Annotated in this window: 23 protein-coding genes and 3 pseudogenes; 18 read left to right on the top strand and 8 right to left on the bottom strand. The window is 53.0% G+C overall.

Annotation, left to right across the window (positions count from 1 at the left end; all coding sequences use genetic code 11):
• Positions 1-27: 27 nt before the first annotated feature.
• The 6 genes from OGY83_RS08030 to agp all read left to right on the top strand — a co-directional run bounded on the left by OGY83_RS08030 (position 28) and on the right by agp (position 6,019).
• Positions 28-1,908 carry a protein-disulfide reductase DsbD family protein gene (locus OGY83_RS08030; RefSeq protein WP_286635655.1) on the top strand — a complete coding sequence of 627 codons (1,881 nt, stop codon included), beginning with the start codon at positions 28-30 and terminating at the stop codon, positions 1,906-1,908.
• Positions 1,905-2,528, top strand: coding sequence for a DsbA family protein (locus OGY83_RS08025; RefSeq protein WP_123268174.1), 624 nt, complete (start codon positions 1,905-1,907; stop codon positions 2,526-2,528). Before OGY83_RS08030 ends, OGY83_RS08025 begins: the two co-directional genes overlap by 4 nt.
• A complete protein-coding gene (locus OGY83_RS08020) occupies positions 2,518-3,024 on the top strand; it encodes a protein disulfide oxidoreductase (RefSeq protein WP_123268173.1) in 507 nt (168 codons plus the stop codon). Before OGY83_RS08025 ends, OGY83_RS08020 begins: the two co-directional genes overlap by 11 nt.
• A gap of 133 nt (positions 3,025-3,157) precedes the next feature.
• Positions 3,158-3,913: a sulfite exporter TauE/SafE family protein gene (locus tag OGY83_RS08015; RefSeq protein WP_286635654.1), complete on the top strand. Its 756-nt coding sequence runs from the start codon at positions 3,158-3,160 to the stop codon at positions 3,911-3,913.
• 69 nt (positions 3,914-3,982) lie between these two features.
• Positions 3,983-4,690: an ArsR/SmtB family transcription factor gene (locus OGY83_RS08010; protein ID WP_191212962.1), complete on the top strand. Its 708-nt coding sequence runs from the start codon at positions 3,983-3,985 to the stop codon at positions 4,688-4,690.
• 87 nt (positions 4,691-4,777) lie between these two features.
• Positions 4,778-6,019, top strand: a complete 1,242-nt coding sequence (gene agp / locus OGY83_RS08005) for a bifunctional glucose-1-phosphatase/inositol phosphatase (protein ID WP_286635653.1) — start codon at positions 4,778-4,780, stop codon at positions 6,017-6,019.
• 38 nt (positions 6,020-6,057) lie between these two features.
• Here agp and OGY83_RS08000 read toward each other — a convergent pair whose 3' ends face one another.
• Together OGY83_RS08000 and wrbA are read right to left on the bottom strand one after the other, a co-directional pair.
• Positions 6,058-6,285, bottom strand: coding sequence for a YccJ family protein (locus OGY83_RS08000; protein ID WP_003036015.1), 228 nt, complete (start codon positions 6,283-6,285; stop codon positions 6,058-6,060).
• Positions 6,286-6,305: 20 nt separating this feature from the next.
• Positions 6,306-6,902 (bottom strand): NAD(P)H:quinone oxidoreductase, encoded by a 597-nt coding sequence (wrbA, locus tag OGY83_RS07995; RefSeq protein WP_003036019.1) that lies wholly within the window; start codon positions 6,900-6,902, stop codon positions 6,306-6,308.
• Between the two features lie 386 nt (positions 6,903-7,288).
• Between wrbA and OGY83_RS07990 the strand changes: the two genes are divergently transcribed.
• From OGY83_RS07990 to rutR, 3 genes are all read left to right on the top strand, one after another.
• Positions 7,289-7,462 carry a con-10 family general stress protein gene (locus OGY83_RS07990; RefSeq protein WP_003036022.1) on the top strand — a complete coding sequence of 58 codons (174 nt, stop codon included), beginning with the start codon at positions 7,289-7,291 and terminating at the stop codon, positions 7,460-7,462.
• 161 nt (positions 7,463-7,623) lie between these two features.
• Complete coding sequence (locus OGY83_RS07985) at positions 7,624-8,538, top strand: DMT family transporter (RefSeq protein WP_286635652.1); 915 nt, start codon at positions 7,624-7,626, stop codon at positions 8,536-8,538.
• Between the two features lie 58 nt (positions 8,539-8,596).
• Positions 8,597-9,235: an HTH-type transcriptional regulator RutR gene (gene rutR / locus OGY83_RS07980; RefSeq protein WP_286635651.1), complete on the top strand. Its 639-nt coding sequence runs from the start codon at positions 8,597-8,599 to the stop codon at positions 9,233-9,235.
• Here rutR and OGY83_RS07975 read toward each other — a convergent pair.
• Together OGY83_RS07975 and putA are read right to left on the bottom strand one after the other, a co-directional pair.
• Complete coding sequence (locus OGY83_RS07975; RefSeq protein ID WP_003832062.1) at positions 9,232-9,627, bottom strand: lysozyme inhibitor LprI family protein; 396 nt, start codon at positions 9,625-9,627, stop codon at positions 9,232-9,234. The two genes, rutR and OGY83_RS07975, sit on opposite strands and share 4 nt — an antisense overlap.
• A 59-nt stretch (positions 9,628-9,686) precedes the next feature.
• Positions 9,687-13,649, bottom strand: coding sequence for a trifunctional transcriptional regulator/proline dehydrogenase/L-glutamate gamma-semialdehyde dehydrogenase (putA, locus tag OGY83_RS07970; protein WP_286635650.1), 3,963 nt, complete (start codon positions 13,647-13,649; stop codon positions 9,687-9,689).
• Between the two features lie 422 nt (positions 13,650-14,071).
• Between putA and putP the strand changes: the two genes are divergently transcribed.
• The 6 genes from putP (at position 14,072) to phoH (ending at position 21,143) form a co-directional block, all read left to right on the top strand.
• Entirely contained in the window at positions 14,072-15,580 is a 1,509-nt protein-coding gene (gene putP / locus OGY83_RS07965; protein ID WP_079937999.1) for a sodium/proline symporter PutP, read from the top strand.
• 943 nt (positions 15,581-16,523) lie between these two features.
• Positions 16,524-17,357: an iron uptake transporter permease EfeU gene (efeU, locus tag OGY83_RS07960; RefSeq protein ID WP_286635649.1), complete on the top strand. Its 834-nt coding sequence runs from the start codon at positions 16,524-16,526 to the stop codon at positions 17,355-17,357.
• Between the two features lie 58 nt (positions 17,358-17,415).
• Positions 17,416-18,543 carry an iron uptake system protein EfeO gene (efeO, locus tag OGY83_RS07955; RefSeq protein WP_286635648.1) on the top strand — a complete coding sequence of 376 codons (1,128 nt, stop codon included), beginning with the start codon at positions 17,416-17,418 and terminating at the stop codon, positions 18,541-18,543.
• Between the two features lie 5 nt (positions 18,544-18,548).
• Positions 18,549-19,832, top strand: a complete 1,284-nt coding sequence (efeB, locus tag OGY83_RS07950) for an iron uptake transporter deferrochelatase/peroxidase subunit (protein ID WP_008784328.1) — start codon at positions 18,549-18,551, stop codon at positions 19,830-19,832.
• A 247-nt stretch (positions 19,833-20,079) separates the two neighbouring features.
• Positions 20,080-20,376 carry a hypothetical protein gene (locus OGY83_RS07945; RefSeq protein WP_286635647.1) on the top strand — a complete coding sequence of 99 codons (297 nt, stop codon included), beginning with the start codon at positions 20,080-20,082 and terminating at the stop codon, positions 20,374-20,376.
• On the top strand, positions 20,355-21,143 hold the full coding sequence (gene phoH, locus OGY83_RS07940; protein WP_003036052.1) for a phosphate starvation-inducible protein PhoH: 789 nt from the start codon (positions 20,355-20,357) through the stop codon (positions 21,141-21,143). The genes OGY83_RS07945 and phoH overlap by 22 nt, the downstream gene beginning before the upstream one ends.
• A gap of 57 nt (positions 21,144-21,200) precedes the next feature.
• Here the strand turns inward: phoH and OGY83_RS07935 are convergent, their stop codons facing one another.
• Together OGY83_RS07935 and OGY83_RS07930 are read right to left on the bottom strand one after the other, a co-directional pair.
• Positions 21,201-21,569: a hypothetical protein gene (locus tag OGY83_RS07935; protein WP_123268166.1), complete on the bottom strand. Its 369-nt coding sequence runs from the start codon at positions 21,567-21,569 to the stop codon at positions 21,201-21,203.
• Positions 21,570-21,766: 197 nt separating this feature from the next.
• A pseudogene (locus OGY83_RS07930) lies at positions 21,767-21,850 on the bottom strand (QacE family quaternary ammonium compound efflux SMR transporter); the annotation flags it as partial.
• On the opposite strand from OGY83_RS07930, the gene OGY83_RS07925 reads away from it, so the two are divergent.
• The 3 genes and pseudogenes from OGY83_RS07925 to tnpC all read left to right on the top strand — a co-directional run.
• On the top strand, positions 21,828-22,172 hold the full coding sequence (locus OGY83_RS07925; protein WP_286635914.1) for a transposase: 345 nt from the start codon (positions 21,828-21,830) through the stop codon (positions 22,170-22,172). The pseudogene OGY83_RS07930 and the gene OGY83_RS07925 overlap by 23 nt on opposite strands.
• Positions 22,173-22,283: 111 nt before the next feature.
• Positions 22,284-22,421, top strand: a pseudogene (gene tnpB / locus OGY83_RS25295) (IS66 family insertion sequence element accessory protein TnpB); the annotation flags it as partial.
• 51 nt (positions 22,422-22,472) lie between these two features.
• Positions 22,473-23,161, top strand: a pseudogene (gene tnpC, locus OGY83_RS07920) (IS66 family transposase); the annotation flags it as partial.
• A 217-nt stretch (positions 23,162-23,378) separates the two neighbouring features.
• On the opposite strand, the gene OGY83_RS07915 reads toward tnpC, so the two are convergent.
• A complete protein-coding gene (locus OGY83_RS07915; RefSeq protein ID WP_286635646.1) occupies positions 23,379-24,218 on the bottom strand; it encodes a helix-turn-helix transcriptional regulator in 840 nt (279 codons plus the stop codon).
• A 121-nt stretch (positions 24,219-24,339) separates the two neighbouring features.
• Positions 24,340-24,600, bottom strand: coding sequence for a PapB/FocB family fimbrial expression transcriptional regulator (locus tag OGY83_RS25180; RefSeq protein WP_353622043.1), 261 nt, complete (start codon positions 24,598-24,600; stop codon positions 24,340-24,342).
• Positions 24,601-24,913 lie beyond the last annotated feature (313 nt).

The raw sequence follows: 24,913 nt of genomic DNA, 5'->3' as shown, positions 1-24,913 counted from the left end.
TTAGATAATTATTCACGGAGAAAAACTATGATGACTGTTTTCAGGCAGGCGCTGCTCTGTCTGTTATTGCTATGGCTGCCCGTATCCTGGGCAGCTGAACCCGGCTGGCTGCGTTCACCCGATAACGATCACGCCAGCGTGCGGTTACGCGCTGATACATCCGCAGGCGGAGAAACCCGTCTGCTGCTGGATGTCAAACTGGAGGACGGCTGGAAAACCTACTGGCGTTCCCCGGGCGAGGGAGGCGTTGCGCCTGCTATCGCCTGGAAAGGGGAAATGCCAGCGGTCGACTGGTTCTGGCCAACCCCTGCTCGTTTTGAGGTCGCCAATATCACTACCCAGGGGTATCACGATAAGGTGACGTTCCCGATGGTGGTGCGCGGTAGATCGCCCGCCACGCTCAGCGGCGTTTTGACGCTATCCACCTGTAGCAACGTTTGCCTGTTGACGGATTTTCCTTTTTCCGTGACGCCCACAGCCCAGGACCCGACTTTTGCACATGATTACGCTCAGGCGATGGGACAGATCCCACTTGCCAGCGGCCTGACCGATACTCTGAGCGCTGGCTCACGGGCGGGAGAGTTAGTCGTCGAGGCTCACCGTGCGGGAGGCTGGACTGAACCAGGGCTATATCTGGATGCCGTTGATGATACGGATTTTGGCATGCCGCAAATCCATGTTGAGGGGGAGACGTTACGCGCCACGGTACCTGTACATGACGGTTGGGGAGAAGGCGCGCCAGATCTACGTGGTAAGTCAGTCACGCTGGTGCTGGCAGATAACGGTGTTGCCCAGGAAAGTCGTCTTGCGATTGGCGAGGCCCCGGTTGTTGAGAACGCCTCACTCCCACTGTGGCAAGTGGTGTTAATGGCACTGCTGGGTGGTTTGATCCTCAATCTGATGCCCTGTGTGTTACCGGTTCTGGGCATGAAGCTAGGCTCTATTTTGCTGGTCGAGGAAAAAAGTCGTCACCAGATCCGTCGTCAGTTTCTCGCATCGGTAGCCGGAATTCTGGTCTCGTTTATGGCCCTGGCGCTATTGATGACGGTGCTGCGTTTAACCAATCAGGTGCTTGGCTGGGGGATCCAGTTTCAGAATCCGTGGTTCATTGGCGTCATGGTACTGGTGATGCTGACGTTCAGTGCCAGCCTGTTCGGGTGGTTTGAATTCCGACTCCCTTCTGCGATGACCACCACGCTGGCGACTCACGGCGGTAACGGTCTGTCGGGACATTTCTGGCAAGGTGCATTTGCGACACTACTTGCCACGCCGTGCAGCGCCCCGTTCCTGGGAACGGCGGTGGCGGTGGCATTGACCGCTTCGCTGCCAACGTTGTGGGGACTGTTTATCGCACTTGGGCTGGGGATGAGCTTACCGTGGCTGCTGGTAGCCCTGCGTCCCGGTCTGGCGCTGCGTTTGCCGCGGCCAGGGCGCTGGATGAATATTTTGCGGCGTCTCCTTGGCGTGATGATGCTAGGTTCGGCTATCTGGCTTGCGACGTTACTGCTCCCACACATAGGGTTTAGCGGACAAAGTAGCGCTAAAGAAAGCGTGAACTGGCAACCGCTAAGCGAGCAGGCGATTGAGGATGCGCTGGCGCAACATAAGCGCGTGTTCATTGACGTCACAGCCGATTGGTGCATCACCTGTAAGGTAAACAAATACAACGTCTTGCATAAAGATGACGTACAGGCCGCATTGCAACAGCCGGATGTGGTGGCGCTGCGCGGCGACTGGACGCTCCCTTCTGAAGCCATTACCGAATTTCTAAAAAAACGCGGCCAGGTTGCTGTGCCGTATAACCAAATATATGGCCCCGGTCTGCCGGATGGCCAGGCGTTACCCACGTTGTTAACCCGCGATGCGGTACTGCAAACGTTGAATGATGCCAAAGGAGTAACCCCATGAAAATGATGATTGTTCTGCTGTTAACCCTGTTTTCTGCCGTCAGTATCGCGAAAGAGCCTGCGCCGTTTACCCCGGAACAGGAAAAGCAAATTGAAGCATTAATTCAGGAAGCCTTGTTTAACGATCCCAACAGCCCGCGGATTGGCGCGAAGCAGGCGAAACTGACTCTGATAAACTTCACCGATTACAACTGCCCATACTGCAAGCAGTTGGATCCAATGCTGGAAAAAATTGTGCAGAAATATCCTGACGTGGCGGTAGTGATTAAACCGCTGCCGTTTAAAGGTGAAAGCTCGGAACTGGCGGCGCGGACCGTGTTGACCACCTGGCATCAGCATCCGCAACAGTTTCTGGCGCTACATGAAAAACTGATGCAGAAGAAGGGCTACCATACCGACGTCAGTATCAAACAGGCGCAGGAAAAATCGGGGGCCAGTCCGGTGACGCTGGATGCCCAAAGTGCTGAAACGCTGAGTACTAACCTGCAACTGGCACGACTGGTGGGTGTGCAGGGAACCCCCGCAACGATCATTGGTGATGAACTGATTCCCGGTGCTGTGTCGTGGGAAACCCTTGAGGAAGTGGTAAAAGAAAAACTGGCGGCGGCCAATGCTCAGTAAACTGCGCCGCTGGCTGCGCGAAGGGCTGATCTTACTGGCACTGTTGGCGGGGGCGATGCTGCTGATGGATGCCTGGCGCGCGCCCCAGCTCCCTGCCTCCTTTGACAGCACGCCTTTACAAACGCTGGATGGTGAAACCGTCACGCTGGCGGCGCTCAGCAAAGACGAGCCGGTGTTGCTTTATTTCTGGGCGAGCTGGTGCGGCGTATGCCGCTTCACGACGCCGGAAGTCGCCAGGCTGCGTTCGGAAGGGGAAAATGTGATGACCATTGCGTTACGTTCCGGAAATGAAGCTGAGGTATCTCACTGGCTGTCGCGAAAAGGCGTGGACTTTCCAGTCATCAATGATGCGAACGGGGCCATTTCCCGCAGTTGGGCGATCAGCGTCACGCCCACGCTGGTGGTGATGTCACAAGGTCGGGTGGTATCAACCACCAGCGGCTGGACCAGCTACTGGGGCATGAAACTTCGGTTGTGGTGGGCGAAAACGTTCTGATTAATGTGCCGGGGAAACCCGGCATTTTTTATCACGTCGCCCTCCCCAGAAAGGCATATTTCGTTGCCTGGCGAAGCAAACACGGTGATTAACGTCCAGAATCAGTCATCTTCTCTTTTCAGGAAAGTGCAACATGACGAGTTCTTTCGCGTTTGGACCCGCTCTGGTGGTGATGATTGCCGCCACATTTGTCCTCGCCGGGATGGTGAAGGGCGTTACGGGTATGGGGTTGCCCACCGTGGCCATGGGGATCCTCGGATCGCTTATTTCGCCAGTTGCCGCGGCGGCCATGCTGCTATTGCCTTCGCTGATAAGCAATTTGTTCCAGTTTGGCGGTGGTGGAAATACACGCCAATTGCTCAAACGACTGTGGCCAATGCTGTTGACAGTTGTGGTGGCGACACTGCTTGCCAGCGCCTGGATTACCGGTGGTGACACCACCCGAACCCAGTTTGCACTCGGCGTGGCGCTGGTGGCCTACGCTATCTGGACGCTGGCGGGAAAGAAAATCGCGGTGGCCCCGCAGCGTGAAAAACCGTACTCCCTCGTTATTGGATTTGTGACCGGCTTATTGACCGGCGGAACCGGGGTGTTTGTGATGCCCGCCGTGCCCTGGATCCAGTCCCTGGGCTTTGAGAAAGATGAACTGGTGCAGGCACTCGGGATCTCTTTTACCTTTTCGACCCTGGCATTGGCGCTGGGTCTGTGGTGGCATAACGCGCTGCCCGTACAATCTCTAAGCTTGTCGGCTTTGGCCATTGTTCCTGCACTGATTGGCCAGTGGATAGGAACCCGTGTACGACGGGTTATTTCTCCGCTCGTGTTTAAACGCTGTTTTCTGTTTTGTCTGGTCGGGTTGGGTACCGAGATGGTGCTGCGTGCTGTGTGACCGGTGCGGTGACTTTGCGCGACTTTCATGGCATCGTTAATTCAGAGATTCAGGGCCAATGAGGTCGTTATGGCATCCGTGATGTTACATGAAGAAGAGGGCGATTTGGAGTCGCAAATGGCACTCACTGCGGCAGTGATGGCCGATAAATCGCGCTCGCGTATGCTGTGCGCCCTGATGGATGGCCGCGCCTGGACTGCAACTGAGCTCAGCGCGGTGGCGGATATATCCGCGTCGACCGCCAGCGCGCATCTGGCGCGTCTGTGCGAACAACGTTTTGTTGTGGCGCTTGCGCAGGGCAGACATCGTTATTTCCGCCTGGCAGGTTCCGATATCGCTGAACTGCTGGAACGTCTGATGGGCGTGGCGTGGGCGACATCAACGCCCCGCAGAATCACTACGCCGCCAGGTTTGCGGCATGCCCGCACCTGCTACGACCATCTCGCCGGAGAGGTCGCGGTGAGGTTGTTTGATACGCTAGTTTCCCGTCAGTGGTTAACGCCGGATGGTGAAACGCTGACTCCTCTTGGCCAGGAAAATCTGGCCCGGATGGGGATTGTTCTTGTCACGGGCTCATCCCGGCGGAAGTTAACCTGCGGTTGTCTGGACTGGAGCGAACGACGTTATCATTCCGGCGGTGTGCTTGGCGCAACGCTGCTGCGCTGGTTTAGCGAACAGCGATGGATAAAAACCGAACCGGGCAGCCGCCACGTCACCTTCACACCTCTTGGCATTCGCAAACTCGAAACCGAGTTCGGTGTTAAAACGACACGCTAGATGGTCTGTTTTGCGAAAGCGTTCCCGGAAATATGTCATATTTCTGTCACACTCTGTTGTGATTGATAACAACAAGAGGTCGTAGGGATGAATAAATCGTTAATCGCCGCAGCCGTGGCAGGGGCTGTATTATTGTCAACCGCCGCGCAGGCGCAGACCGCGCCGGAAGGGTATCAGCTTCAACAAGTATTGATGATGAGTCGGCATAACTTACGTGCACCTTTAGCCAATAATGGCAGCGTTCTTGAACAGTCCACCCCCAAACAATGGCCAGAATGGGATGTCCCCGGCGGACAACTCACTACCAAAGGCGGTGTGCTGGAAATCTATATGGGCCACTACATGCGAGAGTGGCTGGCAGAGCAGGGAATGGTGAAGTCGGGCGAATGCCCAGCGCCGGACACGGTTTATACCTACGCTAATAGCCTGCAGCGTACGGTCGCCACGGCGCAGTTCTTTGTCACCGGTGCTTTTCCTGGTTGTGATGTTCCGGTCCATCATCAGGAAAAAATGGGCACCATGGATCCTACCTTTAATCCGGTGATCACCGATGATTCCGCTGACTTCAGCCAGCAGGCCGTTCAGGCCATGGAGAAAGAGCGTAGTAAAATGCAGCTCAACGAAAGCTATCAGCTGCTTGAGCAAATGACAGACTACAAAGACTCTCCGTCCTGCAAAGAAAAACAGCAGTGTTCCCTGACCGATGCCAAAGATACGTTTAGTGCGAAATACCAGCAGGAGCCAGGCGTTTCGGGGCCGCTGAAGGTGGGGAATTCGCTGGTTGATGCCTTCACGCTGCAATATTACGAAGGCTTCCCGATGGATAAGGTTGCCTGGGGCGAGATTAAATCGGATCAGCAGTGGAAGGTCCTGTCGAAACTGAAAAACGGCTATCAGGACAGCCTGTTCACCTCCCCGGAAGTAGCGCAGAACGTCGCCAAACCACTGGTGAAATATATTGATAATGCGCTGGTTACCGATCGCGCGAAAGCACCGAAAATAACCGTGCTGGTGGGGCATGACTCAAATATTGCTTCGCTGCTCACGGCGCTGGATTTCAAACCGTACCAGCTTCACGATCAGAACGAGCGTACGCCGATTGGCGGGAAGATTGTTTTCCAGCGCTGGCATGACAGCAACGCAAATCGTGATCTGATGAAAATCGAGTATGTGTATCAGAGCTCGCAGCAGTTGCGTAATGCAGATGTTCTGACGCTGAAATCCCCGGCGCAGCGCGTAACGCTGGAGCTGAAAGGGTGTCCGATAGATGCAGAAGGTTTTTGCCCGATAGATAAGTTCGACAGCGTGCTGAATGAGGCGGCTAAGTAAAAGAAAAACTCCCCCGTGTTCGCGGGGGAGTCTGAGCACTAGACGTTTTTACGTTCGATAGTCTGTTCACCCCAAAAGAGCGAATCTTTGTCTGTTTTCTCAAAGGCTTTGATGAGCACCTCGTCGCTACCTTCTTCCCAAATTTTTTCCGCCAGTTTCTCGTCATAATGCGCGACTTCAAAAATGGCTTCGGCTATTTCCGGCGATGTATTGCGCAGACTTGCCCATTCGCCGACGCGATGGGCTTTCGCTTCTTGAGTTGGCATTCGTATCCTCCTGTTGAAGATTAGCCGTTGAGTTTTACTGCCAGACCTGCGACATATTCACCCTGATAGCGGGCGATAGATAATTCTTCCTGACTTGGCTGGCGGGAGCCGTCGCCTCCGGCAATGGTGGTTGCACCGTAAGGGGTACCGCCGCGAACCTGAGAGACATCAAACAGCTCTTGCGCCGCGTAACCGATAGGCACAATTACCATCCCATGGTGGGCAAGCGTAGTCCAGGTTGATGTAATGGTTTGTTCCTGACCGCCGCCGGTTCCCGTTGAGCTGAATACGCTGGCGAGTTTGCCGTACAGGGCGCCAGAGGCCCACAGCCCGCCAGTCTGGTCGAGGAAGGTACGCATCTGACCGGACATATTGCCAAAACGCGTGGGGGTACCAAAAATGATGGCGTCATAATCAGCCAGTTCTTGTGGGGTTGCGACTGGTGCGTTTTGTGTTTTGCCGCCAGCCTTAAGGAAAATCTCGGGCTGCATGGTCTCTGGTACACGCTTAATAATCACTTCCGCGCCATCTACCTTATTTGCGCCTTCTGCGACTGCGTGGGCCATAGTTTCAATGTGTCCATACATGGAATAATAAAGCACCAGAACTTTTGCCATTTTACACTACTCCTCGAGTTAACCGTGTCCGTAGCGACTCGCTACCTACCTTTAAAGATATGACGTACTGTCAGGAGTGCAAATTTCACAATCACTTCTTTGATTTATAACAATTTTTATAACAACCTACTTTGTAGCAAAATGATACATATTTAACCGGGTAGAATTCGGTAGTCATAAGAAAGACTTATTGATTTCTTATGGTGATTATATCTTTGTCACTGCTGATCCTGTTGCAGGATATTACAGTTAGCGTCTGCCCAGGCCACGCTTCACTATGCTTAATCCCACGCAGTTATTTTCAGGGCCTCGCCCGTAACGCTGCGTGAGGTATCACTCCTCAGTACCTATGCAATATGATGTCTAATCAATGACGGAGGTCAGTAATGGCAAACCATCGGGGCGGTTCCGGCAACTTTGCGGAAGACCGCGAAAGAGCATCAGAAGCAGGTCGAAAAGGTGGCCAGCACAGCGGGGGCAACTTTAAGAATGACCCGCAACGCGCTTCAGAGGCAGGCAAAAAAGGGGGCAAAAATAGCCACGGCAACAACAAATCGTAATTGTCGGGTTATCTGTCAGATATGTCGTGACGGCTGAGTGTCAGAGACAGACGTTACGTAGCCACCGCCGCCGGGTCCTTCCGGCGGTTTTTTTTGTCTGCAAGGTTGAACTGTAACAAAACGCAACGCAGACTAATGACATTCAGTTAATCGGGTGTCTCATGTCATTACTTTCTCGTTATTCCTTCTCTGTTAAACCTCAGGAAGCGATCCTCATTGTGATCACCATGTTCTGGGGTGGCACATTTTTGGCAGTGCAATATGCCGTTACCCTGAGCGGGCCTTTTTTCTTTGTCGGTGTGCGTTTTGCCACTGCCGCGCTGGCGGTCGCGCTTTTGTCGTTACACACATTGCATAAGCTGACGTGGCTGGAGGTCAAAGCAGGGGTTGCAATTGGTATCGCAATTGCGCTGGGCTATAGCCTGCAAACCTGGGGGCTACAGTTTATTCCCAGCAGTAAATCGGCGTTTATTACCGCGATGTACGTACCGTTGGTGCCGCTTTTACAATGGTTGTGTCTGGGGCGCATACCTGGCCTGATGCCGTGCGTTGGTATTGTGCTGGCCTTTATCGGATTGATTTTTCTTGCCGGACCGGGAGGCAATTTGCTGGCCCTGGGCGAAGGCGAGTGGATCACGCTTGCCGGTGCGGTGGCGATTGCGGCAGAAATTATCCTGATTAGCGCGTGGGCGGGAAAAGTGGATGTACGTCGGGTTACGGTAGTGCAACTGGCAACCGCTTCGATAGTGGCGTTTATGGCGATGGGACCGGCCGGAGAGACCGTACCACCAATGTCTACCGGATTGCTGGTGGTGGCGCTGGGGCTGGGGATTTTTAGCGCGATTATTCAGGTCACCATGAACTGGGCGCAGCGCAGTGTTTCGCCGACGCGCGCGACGGTTATTTATACCGGTGAGCCGGTGTGGGCGGGGATCTTTGGCCGTCTGGCGGGTGAACGCTTACCGCTACTTGCATTGCTTGGTGCGGCATTCATTATTGTTGGCGTGCTGGTTAGCGAGCTGAAGTTCAAAAAGAAAAAAACGCTTGGGCAAGAGGCACCGCCGGAATCGCTTTAATTTAACCATTCACCGCGTGATTTGGTATGCTGGCGCCCTTACAAGAAGGAGAGGGCGCATGGTTCAACGCGCAGAGAAAAAAACAGGTAAGCGCTCGCAGGCCGTCAGTGCAAAACGCCAGGCCATATTAACCGCGGCATTAAATATCTTCTCCCAATATGGGATCCACGGCACGCGCCTGGAGCAGGTGGCAGAGCAGGCGGGCGTGTCAAAAACCAATCTGCTTTATTACTACCCGTCAAAAGAGGTGCTCTATATCGCCGTTTTACGGCAGATCCTCGACATCTGGCTGGCTCCATTGAAAGCTTTTCGCGAAGACTTTGCGCCACTGGTGGCCATTAAAGAATACATTCGTCTTAAGCTGGAAGTGTCGCGCGATTACCCTCAGGCCTCACGGCTGTTTTGTATGGAGATGCTGGCCGGCGCGCCTTTATTGATGGCAGAACTGGAGGGGGATCTCAAAACGCTAATTGATGAGAAATCCGCGCTGATTGCCGGTTGGATCAAAAGCGGAAAACTGGCTCCGGTCGATCCACATCATCTGATTTTTATGATTTGGGCTTCAACTCAGCACTACGCCGACTTTGCCCCACAGGTAGAGGCGGTGACGGGCGCAACGCTGCGTGATGAAGCCTTTTTTAACCAAACGGTGGAGAGCGTACAGCGGATGATTATTGAAGGGATCCGCGAGCGTTAACTGGCCGGCGGTAACGGACAGCTTAAATCGCCTTCTTCACACTGCAAGAGCGAGGCGAGAAACGCTTCGCGCTCGTTGGTCTTATCCGTCAGGCACTGGCTGGAAATCATCGCCTGAACGCTACCGCCTTCGGTACCGGAACTGATTAACGCACAGTCCGCATCGCGCAAAGTTATCCAGGATATTTGCGCTTTTTTCAGTAAATCGCGCTGGGTTGGGGCCGCGCGCTTCAGCGCATTCTGGTACGTTTCATTAAGTTTGGCGTCGGCCGCCTTATACTGCTCTGCCGCACAGGTGTTCATCTCAATCTGCGTGTTCGCGTTGGCGCAGTCATCCGCCAGCACCTGGCCACTCAGCAGCAGCGCTGCACATGTCAGTACGATTCGTTTCATGCTTCCCTCTGGCTTCATAAAAAAAGGCCCCGTTACCGGAGCCTTAATTAACCACAACCTTAGCCGATTGTCATCAGGCTGGCGTTCCCCCCGGCTGCGGCGGTATTGACGCTCAGGGAGCGCTCAATATACAGCCTTTCCAGCAGGATATTGCTTTCGCCGCGGGCAAAGCCCTGGACCGACACAATCGCCCCTTCGCGGGCCGCCACTGCTTCACACAGTGCGCGAAGCTGATCGGAATCGCCGTGGAAAATAACCGCATCAAACGGCTGCGTGGCGATGTTGTCCGCTTTGGCAAACTGAATGCGCCCGGAAACCGCAGTTGGCAGGCGTTTTGCCAGGTCGCGATGGAACGTATCATCTGGCCACAGGATTAGGCTACCTACTGAAGTCACAGCGGCAACCTGAACCAGTGCATCCTGCTCATCATCGGCGATACACAGCACGCGTTCACGCGGCAACAGCGTCCAGGTATTGCGCTCGCCGGTTGGGCCTGGCAGCAGACGCTGGGTACCGGCCTGCGCCAGTTCGCCAAACTGCTGGCAAAGCGCACGCAGCGATGGACGGTCGGTTGCCCATTCGCTGAGCGCTTCCAGCGGCTGAACGAGCGCGGTTTTAAGCTGCGCATCGACCGGGTATTCCGCATCCTGACGGGCAAGCGTAATGCCTAACGCATTTTCCGGGCGGTTAGCCAGCAGGCGGTACAGATACAGCGGTCCACCCGCTTTTGGCCCGGTTCCTGACAAGCCTTCGCCACCGAATGGCTGCACACCGACGACGGCGCCAACCATATTGCGGTTAACGTACAGGTTCCCCACATGTGCCGAGCCCGTGACCTGGGCGATGGTTTCATCGATACGGGTGTGCACGCCCAGCGTCAGGCCGTAGCCGGAGGCATTAATTTGCTCAATCAGGCTGCCCAGATTGTTACGGGTGTAACGCACAACGTGCAGTACCGGACCGAACACCTCTTTTTGTAATTCGTCGAAGCTTTCCAGCTCGATAAGCGTCGGGGCGATAAAGGTACCGGTTTGCCATTCACGTGCATCTTCGCTGTTTTCGCGCGCGGCCTGGAACACCGGACGTCCTTTGGCGCGCATAGCCTGAATATGGCGCTCAATATTGGCTTTGGCTTCTTCATCGATAACCGGCCCAATATCGGTGGTCAGGCGCCCCGGGTTACCCATGCGGCATTCCGCCATCGCGCCGCGCAGCATTTTCAGCGTATGGTCGGCGACATCGTCCTGCAGACACAGGATGCGAAGCGCGGAGCAGCGCTGTCCGGCGCTGTCAAAGGCAGAAGCCAGAACGTCGACCACGACCTGTTCCGTCAGCGCGGAGGAGTCGACGATCATGGCGTTCATCCCGCCGGTTTCGGCGATAAGCGGGATTGGACGCCCCTGAGCATCCAGGCGGGTCGCGATATTACGTTGCAACAGCGTGGCGACTTCCGTTGAGCCGGTAAACATGACGCCGCGTACGCGCTCATCGGAAGTGAGCTGTGCCCCGACCGTTTCACCCTGACCTGGCAGCAGTTGTACCACGCCCGGCGGTACACCTGCTTCGAGTAAAATAGCGATGCCCTGGGCGGCAATCAGCGGGGTTTGTTCCGCCGGTTTTGCCAGCACGCTGTTGCCCGCCGCCAGCGCGGCGGCGATCTGCCCGGTGAAAATGGCCAGCGGGAAGTTCCATGGGCTGATACAAACCACCGGTCCTAACGGACGATGGGTTTCATTATCGAAGTCATCGCGGACCTGACCGGCATAATAGTGCAGGAAGTCTACCGCTTCGCGCACTTCCGCAATGGCGTTGCTGAAGGTTTTACCTGCTTCGCGTACCAGGATGCCAATCAACTGCTGCATCTGGCCTTCCATCAGAACGGCGGCGCGATGCAAAATAGCGGCGCGCTCTTGTGGCGGTGTGGCGAACCAGATCGGCGCGTTATTTACCGCGTTCTGCAATGCTTGTTCCACTTCACTGTGAGTCGCTTCTCGCACGTAACCGACAATGTCCTTCGGTTCGGCCGGGTTGATGACGGGCGTCATTTCACCGTCAGCAACCGGATGTTCGAGCATCGGTTTAGCGTGCCATTTTTGCAGCGCGCTGTTGAGCAGGGCGGAGGACAGTGAGGCCAGACGATGTTCGTTCGCTAAATCCAGCCCGCCTGAGTTTTCGCGGCCTTTACCGTACAGGTCACGCGGCAGGGCGATTTTCGGATGCGGCAGACCGGCCTGGCCTTCCTGCTGCGCCAGTTTTTCAACGGCTTCGACCGGATCGGCCACCAGTTCATCCAGCGGCAGGGTAGTGTCTGCAATGCGGTTGACGAACGAGGTGTTGGCGCCGTTTTCCAGCAGACGACGCACCAGGTATGCCAGCAGCGTTTCGTGCGTGCCGACTGGTGCGTAAATACGGCATGGACGGTTCAGCTTACCATCCGCGACTTTGCCGGTGACCTGCTCATACAGCGGTTCGCCCATGCCGTGCAGGCACTGGAACTCGTACTGACCCGGATAGTAGTTTTGACCGGCCAACTGATAAATCGCTGCCAGCGTATGGGCGTTGTGGGTGGCGAACTGCGGGTAGATCAGATTCGGTACCGCAAGCAGTTTTTTCGCACAGGCCAGATAGGAAACGTCGGTGTAGACCTTACGGGTATAGACCGGATAACCTTCCAGGCCATCCATCTGGGCACGTTTGATTTCGCTATCCCAGTAGGCGCCCTTAACCAGGCGGATCATCAGGCGACGGCGGCTGCGCGTGGCGAGGTCAATCAGGTAGTCGATAACATACGGGCAGCGCTTCTGGTAGGCCTGAATAACAAAGCCGATACCGTTCCAGCCCGCGAGTTCAGGTTCAAAGCAAAGTTTTTCCAGCAGATCGAGGGAGATCTCCAGTCGGTCGGCCTCTTCAGCATCGATATTGATACCGATGTCGTACTGGCGGGCCAGCAAAGTAAGCGACTTCAGACGCGGATAGAGTTCATCCATCACGCGGTCATACTGCGCACGGCTATAACGCGGATGCAGCGCCGACAGCTTGATAGAAATGCCCGGCCCTTCATAGATGCCGCGACCGTTAGAGGCTTTACCAATGGCGTGGATTGCCTGTTGGTACGAAACCATGTAAGCCTGGGCATCGGCGGCGGTCAGAGCCGCTTCGCCCAGCATGTCGTAAGAGTAGCGGAAACCTTTTTCTTCCAGTTTACGGGCGTTAGCCAGCGCTTCGGCAATAGTCTCTCCGGTGACGAACTGTTCGCCCATCAGGCGCATTGCCATGTCGACGCCTTTACGCACCAGTGGTTCACCGCTTTTACCGATAATACGGTTGAGTGAGCGTGAGAGGCTGGCTTCGTTATGCGTAGAAACCAGACGACCGGTAAACAACAGTCCCCAGGTCGCCGCGTTGACGAACAGGGACGGGCTGCGTCCAATGTGCGACTGCCAGTTGCCGTTGCTGATTTTGTCGCGAATTAACGCATCGCGGGTGGCCTTATCTGGAATACGCAGCAGGGCTTCGGCCAGGCACATCAGCGCGACGCCTTCCTGTGAAGAAAGGGAGAATTCCTGCAATAAACCTTGTACCATCCCGGCGCGGCCACTGGCGGTCTTCTGGTTACGCAGTTTGTCAGCCAGATCGTACGCCAGCTTGTGTGCTTGCTCCGCGATGGGTTGCGGCAGACGAGCCTGCTCCATCAGCATCGGCACGGCATCGGTTTCGGCTCGGCGGTACGCGGCGGTGATTGCTGCGCGGGAAACAGACTGCGGCAGGATCTGTTCGGCAAATTCCAGGAAAGGCTGATGTGCTTCATTCTGTGGCGTGGTTGACTCCTCACCCTCATTCGCGGCACCCGCCAGCAGAGCCGGTAGTTCAGGAAGCGCGTCGTCATTTTCCAGTCGTTCGAGATAATTAAAGATGGCTTGTTTGATCAGCCAATGTGGCGTGCGATCGATTCGTGATGCTGCTGTTTTAATACGCTCGCGAGTGGCGTCATCCAGCTTAACCCCCATCGTGGTGGTTCCCATGCCGTTTACTCCTGTTGTACTGAAATACGGGTCTGATAGTTACCGAGAAATATCCACTATGTTGCAACTTTGTGCAACCGTGTTAAATGTGACTTGGTTTGCAAGCTTGGAAATGAATGAAATGTTAATAAAAATGAGTCTTATGATGTGGGCTGTAAAAATTACAGAATCTTTTTCTCTGCGGTAGTTAACACTTTTAAAAGGTGCAACCGAAAAAAATGTGAGAGAGTGCAACCTACAGAAAAATGCTATCTACTCTGGATCAAATTTGATGTAAATGGTGTGTTAAATCGATTGTGAATAACCATCGCTTCCGGCAGGATACGGTCGCCCTGGTCAACATAGATATCTTTGCCACGTTCCGGCAGGGTAATAAAACGGCAAGCCACGGCATTGCTGATACATAATTTTGGAGAGTTTTGATGGCTATTAGCACACCGATGTTAGTGACATTCTGTGTCTATATTTTCGGCATGATATTGATAGGGTTTATTGCATGGCGTTCAACCAAAAACTTTGACGATTACATTCTGGGTGGACGCAGTCTGGGTCCATTCGTGACCGCATTATCCGCCGGGGCATCTGACATGAGCGGCTGGTTACTGATGGGTTTGCCCGGCGCGATTTTCCTGTCGGGCATTTCAGAGAGCTGGATCGCCATCGGCCTTATTTTGGGCGCATGGATCAACTGGAAGCTGGTGGCCGGACGTTTACGCGTACATACCGAATACAATAACAATGCGCTGACGTTACCGGATTACTTTACCGGTCGCTTTGAAGATAAAAGCCGAATTCTGCGTATTATCTCCGCGCTGGTTATTTTGCTGTTTTTCACCATCTATTGTGCTTCAGGGATTGTGGCAGGGGCGCGTCTGTTTGAAAGCACCTTTGGCATGAGCTATGAAACAGCGCTGTGGGCAGGGGCGGCCGCGACGATCATTTATACCTTTATTGGTGGTTTCCTGGCGGTTAGCTGGACCGATACCGTCCAGGCCAGCCTGATGATTTTTGCTCTGATCCTGACGCCGGTAATGGTCATTATTGGCGTGGGCGGATTTGAAGATTCGCTGGAAGTGATTAAACAAAAGAGCATTGAGAACGTGGACATGTTCAAAGGGCTGAATTTTGTTGCCATCATTTCTTTGATGGGCTGGGGTCTGGGCTACTTTGGCCAGCCGCATATTCTGGCGCGCTTTATGGCGGCAGATTCCCACCATAGCATCGTTCATGCTCGCCGTATCAGTATGACCTGGATGATCCTGTGTCTGGCAGGTGCCGTGGCCGTGGGCTTCTTTGGTATTGCTTACTTTAACAACAACCCACAGCTTGCCGGTGCCGTTAACCAGAACGCCGAGCGTGTGTTTATTGAACTGGCTCAAATCCTGTTCAACCCGTGGATTGCCGGTATTCTGCTGTCTGCGATCCTCGCTGCGGTTATGTCGACCCTGAGCTGCCAGCTTCTGGTGTGCTCCAGCGCAATCACCGAAGATTTGTACAAAGCGTTCCTGCGTAAAAATGCCAGCCAGAAAGAGTTGGTATGGATTGGCCGCATCATGGTGCTGGTCGTGGCGCTGGTGTCTATCGCGCTGGCGGCGAACCCGGAGAACCGCGTGCTGGGTCTGGTAAGCTACGCCTGGGCGGGCTTCGGCGCGGCGTTTGGTCCGGTGGTTCTGTTCTCGGTAATGTGGTCGCGTATGACCCGCAACGGCGCGCTGGCAGGGATGATCATCGGTGCGGTGACGGTAATCGTCTGGAAGCAGTTTGCCTGGCTAGGTCTGTATGAAATTATCCCGGGCTTTGTTTTCGGCAGCATCGGTATTGTGGTCTTCAGCCTGTTGGGTAAAGCACCTTCAGCCGCTATGCAGCAACGTTTTGCCGAGGCTGATGCGCATTATCACTCAGCTCCGCCATCGCGTTTACAGGCAGAATAATCTGCCCTCAAGCCCGCTGCGTGCGCAATACCGTTCAGTTAAGCATGTACGGAGAACGTTTTACCCTGAATAAGTTTCCGTTCACCTTATGTGCATTGCTTCTCTGATATCGCTATACCCGTGAACGTGCAAGGGAGGCTCACCGCCGCCTCCCTTGCATCCCAGGCTCCCGGCGGGAAAATCGTCGCTACGCGAGCTATTCGTCTTATTCCGTCTGCCTGTCGGGTCGGGGCCGAGCCTGCATCCCTGCAGGCCGTCCCCTCTGTCCGCATCCTTGCGGACAGCCCCGGTCAGCCGTCAACGTCTCATCGATTTCCAGCCGGACCAGAGCATCGCTTCAGCACTCTGACTTCCAGTTATATCCGTTTTGCTGTTCAGAGATATTCAAATAAAAGCGTAGGTGGTGAGGTGTGGACTGGTCCGGCTGAAAATTGCCGACGTGTTTCCGTCAGGCCGGGAGAGCCAGCATGGATGCTGGCTCAGGGCGCGTTTTACAGGGAAGTTTCCTCGCGCCCGGCCCGGTAGCCTGGAGGAAAAAGCGGAGGGAACCACGAAGTGGCAATTTTCCCGCCGGGAGCCGGGATTGTAAAGGGCGTGGCGGCGAACGCCCTTTACACGTTCACAGGAATCACTGTCTTAGAGAAGCAATGCACATACGGTGAACGGAACCCTTTCTCTGAAATAGCATGTTCATTACCTTCGCGAATACAGGTTGATGCTTTCTGATACAGAGGCGATAACTGAATGACATTGCTAAAAGTAGGGGGCTTTTTATTGCGCCCCGCATACCTGCATAACCATTACCCGCCTAACTGTTTACATTAAGTCATCATTCTCAAAACATTCTGCTTGAGTTTTTCCTTACTGTAATGATAATCACTATCACTGTAATTTACTTTTCTTTTCATCAATTGACCGAGAATAACGTTTAAGGGTTCTTCGCATGTTTGTTCCATTTCTAATTATGTTGCGCGAAGGGTTAGAGGCCGCGCTGATTGTCAGCCTGATTGCCAGCTACCTGAAACGGACTCAGCGTGGTCGATGGATTGGTGTGATGTGGATTGGTGTTCTGCTGGCGGCGGCGTTATGCCTGGCGTTAGGGATTTTCATCAACGAAACCACCGGTGAATTTCCGCAAAAAGAACAGGAGCTGTTTGAGGGCATCGTGGCGGTCATTGCCGTGGCGATCCTCACCTGGATGGTGTTCTGGATGCGTAAAGTTTCGCGCAACGTCAAAGTCCAGCTTGAACAGGCTGTCGATAACGCGTTGCAACGTGGCAACCATCACGGCTGGGCGCTGGTAATGATGGTCTTTTTTGCCGTTGCCCGTGAAGGGCTGGAGTCGGTGTTCTTCCTGCTGGCGGCATTCCAGCAGGATGTAGGCATCTGGCCGCCGCTAGGCGCGATGCTGGGACTGGCTACCGCGGTGGTTCTGGGTTACCTGATTTACCTCGGCGGCATTCGCCTCAACCTCGGGGCATTCTTTAAATGGACCAGCCTGTTCATTTTGCTGGTGGCTGCCGGTCTTGCCGCTGGGGCGATCCGCGCTTTCCACGAAGCCGGGTTGTGGAATCATTTTCAGGATGTGGCGTTTGACCTGAGCAGTGTGCTGTCGACGCATTCGCTGTTTGGCACATTGATGGAAGGTATTTTCGGCTATCAGGAAGCGCCAAGCGTTAGTGAAGTCGCTGTCTGGTTTATCTACCTGATTCCGGCGTTGATTATGTTTGCACTACCGCCGCGTTCAGGCACTACGGCATCGCGTACCGCACCTTGAGAAAAACGTGATGCAGAATACTTTTTAGTTACAACATACTTATTTAAAGGGATAGGTTATGACGCTTAATTTTCGCCGTAGTGCGCTGCAGTTGGGTATTGCCGCGCTGTTTGCATCCGCTTTTTCTGCACAAGCCGCCGATATTCCGCAGGTGAAAGTCACGGTTAACGACAAACAGTGTGAACCGATGACAATCACGGTAAACGCCGGGAAAACGCAGTTCATCATACAGAACCACAGCCAGAAAGCGCTGGAGTGGGAGATCCTCAAAGGCGTTATGGTGGTTGAAGAACGCGAAAACATTGCGCCAGGCTTTAGCCAGAAAATGACGGCTAACCTGCAGCCGGGCGAATATGATATGACCTGCGGCCTGTTGACTAACCCGAAAGGCAAACTGATCGTAAAAGGTAGTGCAACGGCGGATGCCGCACAAAGCGATGCTCTGCTGAGTCTGAGCGGCGCGATTACCGAATACAAAGCCTATGTGACAGCCGAAACCGCACAGCTGGTTGCGGGCACCAAAGCCTTTACCGAGGCGATTAAAGCTGGCGATCTGGAAAAAGCGAAATCGCTGTATGCGCCAACCCGTCAACATTATGAGCGTATTGAACCGATTGCTGAACTGTTCTCCGATCTCGACGGCAGCATCGATGCACGTGAAGATGATTATGAACAAAAAGCCGCCGATCCTAAATTCACTGGCTTCCACCGCCTGGAGAAAGCGCTGTTTGGCGACAATACCACCAAAGGTATGGACAAGTACGCCGACCAATTAAACAGCGATGTTCTTGACCTGCAAACGCGTATTAGCGAGCTGGCTTTCCCACCGTCTAAAGTTGTTGGCGGGGCAGCAGGGCTGATTGAAGAAGTTGCTGCCAGCAAAATCAGCGGAGAAGAAGATCGCTACAGCCATACCGATCTGTGGGATTTCCAGGCCAACGTCGATGGCGCGCAGAAAATTGTCGATCTCCTGCGTCCTCAGTTGCAAAAATCCAATGCTGAACTGCTGGCGAAGGTGGATGCGAACTTCAAAAAGGTCGATACCATTTTGAGCAAGTACCGTACCAAAGACGGCTTTGAAACCTATGACAAACTGACCGATGCCGATCGTAATGCGCTGAAAGGGCCAATCACGACGCTGGCGGAAGACTTGTCGCAATTACGCGGTGTTCTGGGTCTGGATTAAGCACTATGCAGCAAGATAATGAAAACGGCGTGAGCGAACCGTCACGCCGACGTTTACTGAAAGGGATGGGCGCCCTGGGTGGGGCGCTTGCGCTGGCAGGTGGGTGTCCGGTTGCCCACGCGCAAAAACCACAAAGCGCGCCGGGCACGCTGTCTCCGGATGCACGTAGTGAAGCGCAGCCGTTTTATGGTCAGCATCAGGCGGGGATCCTGACGCCGCAGCAGGCATCAATGATGCTGGTGGCATTCGATGTTCTCGCCAGCGATAAGGCCGATCTTGAGCGGTTATTCCGGTTGCTGACTAGCCGATTTGCGTTTCTGACCACCGGTGGACCGGCGCCGGATACGCCGAATCCGCGTTTACCCCCTATGGACTCCGGTATCCTCGGCGCCTACATTGCGCCAGACAACCTGACGATGACGTTGTCAGTCGGCTCCTCGCTGTTCGATGAACGCTATGGCCTAAAATCGCAGATGCCGAAAAAGCTGCAAAAAATGACCCGCTTCCCGAATGATTCGCTGGATGCGGCGCTGTGTCATGGCGATGTGTTGCTGCAGATTTGTGCCAACACCCAGGATACCGTCATCCATGCGTTGCGCGATATCATTAAACATACGCCCGATCTCCTCAGCGTTCGCTGGAAACGTGAAGGTTTTATTTCCGACCACGCCGCGCGCAGCAAAGGTAAAGAGACCCCGGTCAATTTACTTGGCTTTAAAGACGGCACCGCGAATCCGGACGCTACGGATGCGAAGTTGATGCAAGACGTGGTGTGGGTGACGGATGGGCAGGGCGAACCTGCCTGGGCGCAAGGCGGAAGCTATCAGGCCGTCAGGCTCATTCAGTTCCGCGTTGAGTTCTGGGATCGTACGCCGCTGAAAGAGCAGCAAACGATTTTTGGTCGCGATAAACACACCGGCGCGCCGCTGGGTATGCAGCATGAGCATGATGTGCCTGACTATGCCAGCGATCCTGAAGGCGAAGTGATTGCGCTCGACAGCCATATCCGCCTGGCAAACCCACGCACGAAAGAAACCGACTCGAGCCTGATGATGCGTCGTGGCTACAGTTATTCGCTCGGCGTGACTAATTCCGGTCAACTGGATATGGGGCTGTTGTTTGTTTGCTATCAGCACGATCTGGAAAAAGGATTTTTGACGGTGCAGAAACGTCTGAACGGTGAAGCGCTCGAAGAGTATGTCAAACCGATTGGTGGGGGATATTTCTTTGCTTTGCCGGGTGTTAAAACCGCAGACAATTATCTGGGACAGTCTCTGCTCGAAGCCTGATGATTATGCCCCGCAGTACAGCGGGGTTTTTCCTGACATCTTGATGAAGAAACAAACTATTTTTTATGATCGGTATGCGACTGAAATAATTCTGTCATCTCTGGGCAAGAAACTGTCTCTGGTGATAAGATAGAATTTAAGTTAACAACAAGTAAAAATATTGTTGCATTAGCGAAAGGTTATGATGTACTTATAAGTAATAGCGGTAGTTCCCGGCGGTGATAGTCATTCACTATGGAGATCGCGAATGGAAAAGTCCTGTACTGGACACGTTTTTCACAGTAACAGCAGTACCTTACGCGGACGTTTCTCTTCCGGTAGCCACGTCGTCACCGCTAAATCTCTCTCTCATTCACTTCTTATCCTTGTTACTGACGCCCTGTACGGTGCGCGTAGCCGTGTGTGGCGTCTTATCCGAAAGCAAGCAATGGCTTACAAGGAAGCCAACCCTCAGATGTTCGTGCGCATAATCGTGCCGCCAACGGCGCGTGTGATGTATACCTACAACTCAAGGTGCTATCCATGGGAAGACAAAAAGCAGTGATCAAAGCTCGTCGTGAAGCAAAACGTGTGCTGAGGCGGGATTCGCGTAGCCATAAGCAACGTGAAGATGAATCGGTCACCTCGCTTGTGCAGATGGGCGGCGTAGAAGCGATCGGTATGGCGCGTGACAGTCGCGACGCCACGCCAATCACGGCGCGGAATGAAGCTCAGGCGCACTACCTGAATGCTATCGAGAGTAAACAGCTGATCTTCGCCACCGGTGAAGCCGGGTGTGGTAAAACCTGGATCAGCGCGGCAAAAGCAGCAGAGGCCCTGATCCATAAAGACGTGGACAGGATCATTGTAACCCGTCCAGTTCTGCAAGCTGATGAAGACCTCGGCTTCTTACCTGGAGATGTTTCCGAGAAGTTCGCTCCTTATTTTCGCCCCGTGTATGACGTACTGGTGAAACGGCTGGGAGCTTCTTTTATGCAATATTGCCTGCGACCTGAGATTGGTAAGGTGGAAATCGCGCCGTTCGCCTATATGCGTGGACGTACATTTGAAAATGCAGTGGTCATTCTTGACGAGGCTCAGAACGTCACTGCTGCGCAAATGAAAATGTTTTTGACCCGCCTCGGGGAGAATGTGACGGTAATTGTGAATGGGGATGTGACCCAGTGCGATCTACCCGCTCATGTTCGCTCAGGGCTTAGCGATGCGCTGGCCCGTTTTGAAGAAGATGACATGGTAGGGATTGTTCGTTTCAATAAAGACGATTGCGTCCGCTCTGCGCTCTGTCAGCGGACGCTCAACGCTTACAACTGATAAGTACACCGTCTTCAAGGCCCGGGAAACCGGGCTTTGTTATTTGACGTCAGCACATTACTTTTTTTTACTGCTCCAGTAGTTAGCACAGGCCTGGTCGAACAACTGGTCGTTTTCGTCAATTTTCTTTAACGCTTGTGCCAGAAAGGTCAACAGGTCATCTTTATAAATCCCGCCTGTCGTCACTTCTTTTCGTAAGAGCCCAGTGCTGGTGTAGGTTTTTTTAATGGTGACATTATGCCTGACGTTGCAAATAACCGTTCGTTGATACTCTTCGTAGAATCGGCTGTTGGGATCGAAAAACGTATTTATTTCATTTGGTGTTCGTTTGAGTAATTTTCGTGAGAAAACCTTTAAGGGAATAAATCCTGCTTCGTCTGCCTGCGACATGATCTCATCAAGCAAAGTTCCTTCTGTATTTAACATGCCCTTATATTCCTGATCCTATGAGTACGCGGTTGTTACAGCATAAGAATGGTTTATCTAATGCGCAACGGACTGGAGATGCTTATGCACTGGCCTGAATGTGTGGATCGTCTTAATACTGCTTTTGATTAGGGCAAACGTAGACGTGGTATGAAACCCTCCTCGCGAGGCTCCTGTCCGACTCTCTTTCCAGAAAATTAATGCGGGGAGGATTTTGAAAAAATGTTAATAACCAGAACTCCGGCACAAATAAGAAGCATGCCTGCGATCGCCGGTAAATCATTAACCGCAGTGCGTAAAAAAAGCCCTAATTACCCCGTTGAATTCAAAATCAAAATGGTGGAACTCTCACATCGACCAGAGACCTCCATGGCGCAACTCGCTCGTGAACATGGGATCAACGATAATCTGCTGTTCAAGTGGCGCCAGTACTGGCGTGAAGGAAAACTACGCCCTCCTTCAACAGCAGAAAACAGCATGCCTGAACCGCTCCCGATAACACTTGATACCGAAGATGTCCCCCCAGACTCCTTCCGGTCACAATCTGTAGATGCTGTGTCACCTGAATCACTCAATATCAGCTTTCCGGCACGGGACGCTTAGCATTAACGGCGCTGTCAGCGAAAACCTTCTGAACCTGCTGATACAGGAGTTCAAACGGTGATCCCACTACCATCAGGGACCAAAATCAGGCTGGTTGCCGGTATTACCGATATGCGCAACGGCTTCAACTGCCTCGCCGCAAAGGTGCAAACGGCGCTGAAAGATGATCCGATGTCCGGCCGCGTCTTCATCTTCCGGGGCCGCAGGGGCAGCCAGGTCAAACTGCAGTGGTCTACTGGTGACAGACTGTGTTTGCTGACCAAACGGCTGGAGCGCGGCCGCTTCGCCTGGCCGTCAGCCCGCAATGCCGGATCAACGCAGCCGCCAGCAGTGTGGTTCGCGTACAGTCCTGACTGAAAAGGCATCCATCCGTAGAGCCATCTTGCCAGCTTCAGCGGTGTGCTGCAGGCGGATGCGTACGCCGGGTTAAACGAGCTGACCGTGAAGGTCATATCAGGGAAGCCGCCTGCTGGGCGCACGCTCGCCGAAAAATCCACGATGTGCACGTTCGCACCCCATCAGCGTTGACGGAGGAAGCCCTGAAAAAAATAGGTGGGTTGTACGCCATCGAGGCAGATATAAGGGGAATGCCGGCAGAGCAGCGCTTTGCCGAACGTTAGTTGAAAACGAAAGCGCTGCTGAAATCCCTGGAAAACTGGCTGAGAGAAAAGATAGCAACCCTGTCGCGACACTCAGAGCTGGCGAAAGCGTACGCGCTGAACCAGTGGCCAGCACTAACGTACTATGCAGATGACGGTTGGGCTGAAGCATGTAACAACATCGCTGAAAATGCGCTGCGGACGGTCAGTCTGGGTCGCAAGAACTTCCTGTTCTTCAGCTCTGACCACGATGGTGAACGTGGAGCATTACTGTACAGTCTGATCGGTACGTGCAAATTAAAAGGGGTAGATCCAGAGCGCTACCTTCACCATCTGCTTGACGTCATCGCCGACTGGTCGGTAAACCGGGTCAGTGAACTGCTACCATAGTGCATCGCACTGCCAACTGAATAACGCATCCCGTCAATACGGTACACTTTGTACGCTTACTGATTAACAGCCGCAGCAAAGCGTTAGATTCATCCTGCAACAAACTACTGCTGAGATTCTTGTCGTGCTCACCTTCGCGAGATTACTCAACCACACAACATAAAAAATTGTAGTAATTTTTACTGACAGCCGCACAGATTGACTGTGACAAAGTGAACTATTCGACGGAGATATAAAGCTGGCAGGATAATTGTTCCGCTACAACATCCAGGAGAGTGATTTTCATAAAACAGCTTGTACCTAACCCGCACCATTTTTTTCCCTCCAGACAACGTGTGTAAGCCAGCCTGGAGAAAATTATATATTTATTCCAACTACCTGAAAAACTGAACCTGGTATAGTTTCCCGAAGGAATAACTGCCACACTGTTTCTTTCATGCTGAAGTTGAGTGCCGACCACCACATCTACATCCACAAGACCTTTACGATTAACCGCTATGCTTTCCGGGATATGCATCGAGGTTACCGTCCATATGTCTTCATGATATGATGGCGCCCATTTTTTAATATGTTTCCTGAAGTTTTCCATAAAACTGTCGTCGAGCGTATTTGTGTACTGAGCCTGATACCGGAAACTTTCTCCTGCTATAAACACAGGAGAGTTCAAATGAACTCTTTCACTGTTGTATTCAGGTGATTCGTAATGTAAGGGGACTTGCAACAGGCTTGTGTCCCACAATTGTGAACGGCGGTAAGCATCCGGAGTCTGACCATAATACCGATGGAAAGCCCGTGTAAAGTTTGCCGCACTACAATAATGAAGGAGTAGGGCCAATTCTGTGATGGTCAAACGGGCCAGTCTTAAGGTTACAGCAGCTCTTGCCATCCGTCGACGGAACAAGTAATTCCCCAAAGACAGGCCGTAGTCCCGGCGAAATCCTGTTTCCAGTGTTCTCCGGCTATAACCAACACTTTTAGCAAGCTCACTGATGGTCGCCCCTGTGTAGAGGTTATCTTCAACCCAACAGAGAATATATTCGCTGATGTCCTTATTCATAATGGTAGATGGGCTGTATGGCAAGACTGCATGAGTGACAGACAGAAGAAAAAATCTGTCTTTTCAGGGGGCATAACGATTGTCATCATCTGTTCTTTTCCTTAACCCTTTGTAGATTGGTTCAATTTATCTCTTGTTCCTTGAATGTGGGTGAGACAGCAGATAAGAAAGCATGCAGTTTTTTACTCAACAAGCGACATTCCTTAATCTTAAGTGACAGATATCCCTGTGAGATACCATGTGTTGCACATACGGTACGCCGATTATATCCACAGACAAAATAGTCCTTCAGAGCAGAAATGGCGCTTTTGCTTCTGATGGAAGATAAGGCGATGAAGAGGTCAAACTGTTGAGATGTAAATGAACCAGGACATAATTGCATTTTAACGTTCCAGAGTCAGGGGCGGTAAGATTCGTCACTGATACGGCTTGCGACGACAATGTGTTTTGAAATTCAAAATGGAATTTGAATGAGTTATGTATCTTACGTAAAACATAGTTTAGTCAGATATTCATTTTGCGAAATTTTCATAACTTGCTGGTACAGGCTGTTGGAATCCGGTTTCACCAGAATCTTATGTTTATCTGGCGCTACTGGTATCGCATATGGTTACCACATCAGCCTGTATTCTGACGGTAACGTACTAACACTTATCACTACAACTTCCCTGACATTGGCGAACCAGTGGTTAAGC

The organism is Citrobacter sp. Cpo090, from assembly GCF_030332665.1.
Lineage (GTDB): Bacteria > Pseudomonadota > Gammaproteobacteria > Enterobacterales > Enterobacteriaceae > Citrobacter > Citrobacter portucalensis.
This window is presented reverse-complemented; position numbering and strand designations above follow the sequence as displayed.